The sequence below is a fragment of the Thiomonas sp. TH-17 genome, assembly GCF_057473305.1.
Genome location: NZ_JBYCKI010000287.1, coordinates 1 through 3,970, shown reverse-complemented (window position 1 = coordinate 3,970; position 3,970 = coordinate 1). Strand labels below are relative to the sequence as shown.

Here is a 3,970-nt window from a genome sequence, read left to right as displayed (position 1 = left end):
TGCTGCTGTTCTACGCCGACCAGCGCAGCGGCCGCTTCAGCCGCGCCGCCTCGTATGTCGGCGATGAAACCATGGTCGGCAGCCTGTGGCGCATGAGTGCCGCCGCCCCCCTGCGCGTCGAAGTCGACTACCTGCCCCCGCTGCGCGCCCCGACCCGCCGCGCCCTCACCCAACAAACCCGCGACGCCATTGCCGAGCACCTCCACCAGCGCCTGCGCGACAGCCGCTGAACCCGGGCGAGCCCCTACAATTCGGGCGCACACCTCGCCGTAGTTCAATGGATAGAACGGCTGCCTCCTAAGCGGCAAATACAGGTTCGATTCCTGTCGGCGGGACCAGATGGAGGATCTGCAGATCCAGCATTGACGCGACCCATGGTTGCTACATATAGACCAGAATCCCACTGGGCCCTTGACAGGTTTGGTCTGCGCGCATCAAACGGGCAATCGTCGATACAACGAAGCGAACCATGACAGACACGCCGACCCCACCGGCTGATGAGGATCTGCCGACGCTGCAACACAAGGTGCAAGGGATGATGGGCCGATGCATCATTCGTCTGCAGCAGTACGAGCAATTGATGAAAGCCGTCGTGGCCCACCACGAAATCTCCGCGTCAGAATCACCCCTCAAGTCGGATCTGGATGAGCGCATAGCGGATGCTGGCGGCAAAACGCTGGGAACATTGGTCGGCACGCTGCTCGAAACGTATATCGTCTGCAGCGAACAAGAAATAGCCGCCAAACCAGATCCCCACGACGATAAACCCTCGGTCAAGATGAATGCCCAATTGCCAATGCGGGCCAAGGATTTCGACAAGGCGCAGAACGATCTGAAGGAATTGGTCGTGCTGCGAAATAACCTGGTGCATCACTTCGTCGAACAGCACGATCTTCGGCATCTGAATGGATGTCGTGGCGCACAACAGTTCTTGGAAGCGGCCTACCAGCTCATCAATCGACACTACACGCAATTGCGAGGCTGGGCAGAGGAGATGGTGCGGAGCAAGCGCGTCATGGAGAAATTTATCCAGTCAGATGTCTTCCACGATCTTGTGATCAACGGCATTGCGCCGGATGGCTCGGTGGATTGGCCCGCAGCGGGAATTGTTTGCGCGTTGCGTGAGGCGGCTGATGGGTTGGCTATCCAAAATTGGACTTCGGTCATCGCCGCCGCGCGATGGATTGCGCAAAGGCATCCCGATCAGCATCCCGCCAAGTATGGTTGCAAGAGTTGGCAACAAGTCATCCACGAATCTCGACTTTTCGAGCTTCAATATTTTGAAACACATGGCCAGCGAGAGGCTTGGTACCGATTCAAAAAATCGTAGCGCTTGATACCCCACACAGGTTCAGGATTAGCGTGCAGACTGCAGGTGGATTAACCCTGGCTCCGCCCCGCAATCGGCGGCACGTCGAATTGCACGTCGCCGCATTGCGCGCGGTGGCGCAGGGCGTGGTCGATGAGGATGATGGCCACCAGCGCTTCGGCGATGGGCGCGGCGCGGATGCCCACGCAGGGGTCGTGCCGGCCGTGGGTTTCCACCGTGGTGGGGGCGTTGTGCATGTCCACCGACTGGCGCGGCAGACGGATGCTCGATGTGGGCTTGATGGCGATGGAGGCCACCACGTCTTGCCCGGTGCTGATGCCGCCAAGCACGCCGCCGGCGTTGTTGGAGGTGAAGCCCTGCGGGGTGAGTTCATCGCCATGCTGCGTGCCCTTCTGCGCCACGCTGGCGAAGCCCGCGCCGATCTCCACGCCCTTGACGGCGTTCAGGCCCATCAAGGCGTGGGCGATGTCGGCATCGAGCTTGTCATACAGGGGCTCGCCCCAGCCTGCGGGCACGCCGCTGGCGGCCACCATGATGCGCGCGCCGACCGAGTCGCCCGATTTGCGCAGCGCGTCCATATACGCCTCCAGCTCGGGCACGATGTCGGCGTTGGGCGAGAAAAACGGGTTCTGATGCACCGCGTCCCAGGTCTGGAAGGCGATGGGCATTTCACCTAGCTGGGTCATGCAGGCGCGAACCATCACGCCGTGGTGCGCGGCCAGCCACTTCTTGGCCACCGCACCGGCGGCGACGATGGGCGCGGTCAGCCGTGCGGAGGAGCGCCCGCCGCCACGCGGGTCGCGCAGGCCGTACTTGCGCCAGTAGGTGTAGTCGGCATGGCCGGGGCGGAAGGTGTCGAGGATGTTGCCGTAGTCCTTGCTGCGCTGGTCGGTATTGCGGATGAGCAGGGCGATGGGCGTGCCGGTGGTCTTGCCCTCGAACACGCCGGAGAGGATTTCCACCTGATCGGCTTCCTGCCGCTGCGTCACATGGCGGCTGGTGCCGGGGCGGCGGCGGTCAAGATCGGGCTGGATGTCGGCCTCGCTCAACGCCATGCCCGGCGGGCAGCCGTCGATGACGCAACCGATGGCCGGGCCGTGGGATTCGCCGAAGGTGGTGACTGCAAACAGCAGGCCGAGGGTGTTGCCGGACATGGGAGGACTTTCAGGGTTGAGGGGGAAGGTCGCGCGCTTGCAAGGCGTCGAGCAGCTTGTCGTGCACCCCGCCAAAGCCGCCGTTGCTCATCACCAGCACGCGGTCGCCGGGGCGTGCGGCAGCGGCCACCGCAGCCACCAGCGCGCCGAGATCGTCGAACGCCTGCGCCTTGTCGCCCAGCGGCTGCAGCGCTTCGGCGAGATTCCAGCCCAAGCCACCGGCGTAACCAAAGCTCAGGTCGGCGTCGGCCAGGGCGCCAGGCAGCAGCGCCTTCATCGCACCGAGTTTCATGGTGTTGGAACGCGGCTCGAACACCGCCAGAATGCGGCCTGAAGCGGCATGGGAATCGGTCTGCATGCGATGCCGCAGCCCGGCAATCGTGGTGGCCAAGGCCGTGGGGTGATGGGCGAAATCGTCGATGACCTGCACGCCGTTCGCCGTGCCGCGCAGCTCCATACGTCGTTTCACGCCCTGAAAGCTGCACAGCGCGGCGCAGGCTTCGTCGGCAAACACACCGGCATGCTGGGCCGCGGCAATGGCGGCCAGGGCATTGCTGCGGTTGTGTGCGCCGGTTTGGTTCCAGCGCACCTCGCCCATGCGTTTGCCGCGCAGCCGCACCTCAAACTGCTGCTCGCCGCCCTGCGCGCTCCAGCCGTTCTCGGCGTCATCGAAATGCACCACCTCGCTCCAGCAGCCGCGCGCGAGCACGCGCTGCAAGGCATCCGAGCGGGCGTTGACCACAAGCTGCCCGCTGCGCGGCACGGTGCGCACCAGATGGTGAAACTGGGTTTCGATGGCGGTGAGATCGGGGAAGATGTCGGCGTGGTCGAACTCCAGATTGTTGAGCACCGAGGTACGCGGGCGGTAATGCACGAACTTGGAGCGCTTGTCGAAAAAGGCGGTGTCGTATTCGTCGGCTTCGATAACAAAAAAGTCTTGCCCCAGCCGCGCCGATTGGCCAAAGTCCAGCGGCACGCCGCCGATGAGAAAGCCGGGCTTCAGCCCGGCGACGTCGAGAATGTGCGCCAGCATCGAGGTGGTGGTCGTCTTGCCGTGCGTGCCCGCAACTGCCAGCGTCCAGCGGCCCTGCAGCACATGTTCGGCCAGCCACTGCGGCCCGCTGATGTAAGGCTGCCCGGCATCGAGAATCGCCTCCATCAACGCATTGCCGCGCGACACCACATTGCCGATGACCCACAGATCGGGCTTGAGAGCGAGCTGATCGGCGCCGTAGCCCTCGACCAGTTCGATGCCCAGCTGCTGCAACTGCGTGCTCATGGGCGGATAGACCTGCGCGTCGCAGCCGGTCACGCGGTGCCCGGATTCCTTCGCCAGCGCCGCCAAACCGCCCATGAAGGTGCCGCAAATGCCAAGAATATGAATATGCATGGCGGCAGATTCTAGGAGCCTGTCGGGCTTTGGTCGTCGAAAGCGAAAATGGGGCCCAGCTTGGACAGTTTTTGCCGGATTTGCAGGCCCATAGCC

The 3,970-nt window shown here is 63.6% G+C and carries 3 protein-coding genes, 1 tRNA gene and 1 pseudogene; 3 read left to right on the top strand and 2 right to left on the bottom strand.

The window, feature by feature from the left end; all coding sequences use genetic code 11:
• The 3 genes and pseudogenes from AC2VLV_RS16110 to AC2VLV_RS16100 all read left to right on the top strand — a co-directional run.
• Window positions 1–230: pseudogene (locus AC2VLV_RS16110) on the top strand (1-acyl-sn-glycerol-3-phosphate acyltransferase); the annotation flags it as partial.
• A 33-nt stretch (window positions 231–263) separates the two neighbouring features.
• Window positions 264–338, top strand: a tRNA-Arg gene (locus AC2VLV_RS16105).
• Window positions 339–469: 131 nt separating this feature from the next.
• The gene (locus tag AC2VLV_RS16100) at window positions 470–1,330 is read left to right on the top strand and encodes an OST-HTH/LOTUS domain-containing protein (RefSeq protein ID WP_486990941.1); all 861 of its coding nucleotides are present in this window, start codon (window positions 470–472) and stop codon (window positions 1,328–1,330) included.
• A gap of 50 nt (window positions 1,331–1,380) precedes the next feature.
• Here the strand turns inward: AC2VLV_RS16100 and aroC are convergent, their stop codons facing one another.
• On the bottom strand, window positions 1,381–2,484 hold the full coding sequence (gene aroC / locus AC2VLV_RS16095; RefSeq protein ID WP_486990940.1) for a chorismate synthase: 1,104 nt from the start codon (window positions 2,482–2,484) through the stop codon (window positions 1,381–1,383).
• Window positions 2,485–2,494: 10 nt separating this feature from the next.
• Window positions 2,495–3,874, bottom strand: a complete 1,380-nt coding sequence (gene mpl, locus AC2VLV_RS16090) for a UDP-N-acetylmuramate:L-alanyl-gamma-D-glutamyl-meso-diaminopimelate ligase (RefSeq protein WP_486990939.1) — start codon at window positions 3,872–3,874, stop codon at window positions 2,495–2,497.
• Between the last annotated feature and the right edge of the window lie 96 nt (window positions 3,875–3,970).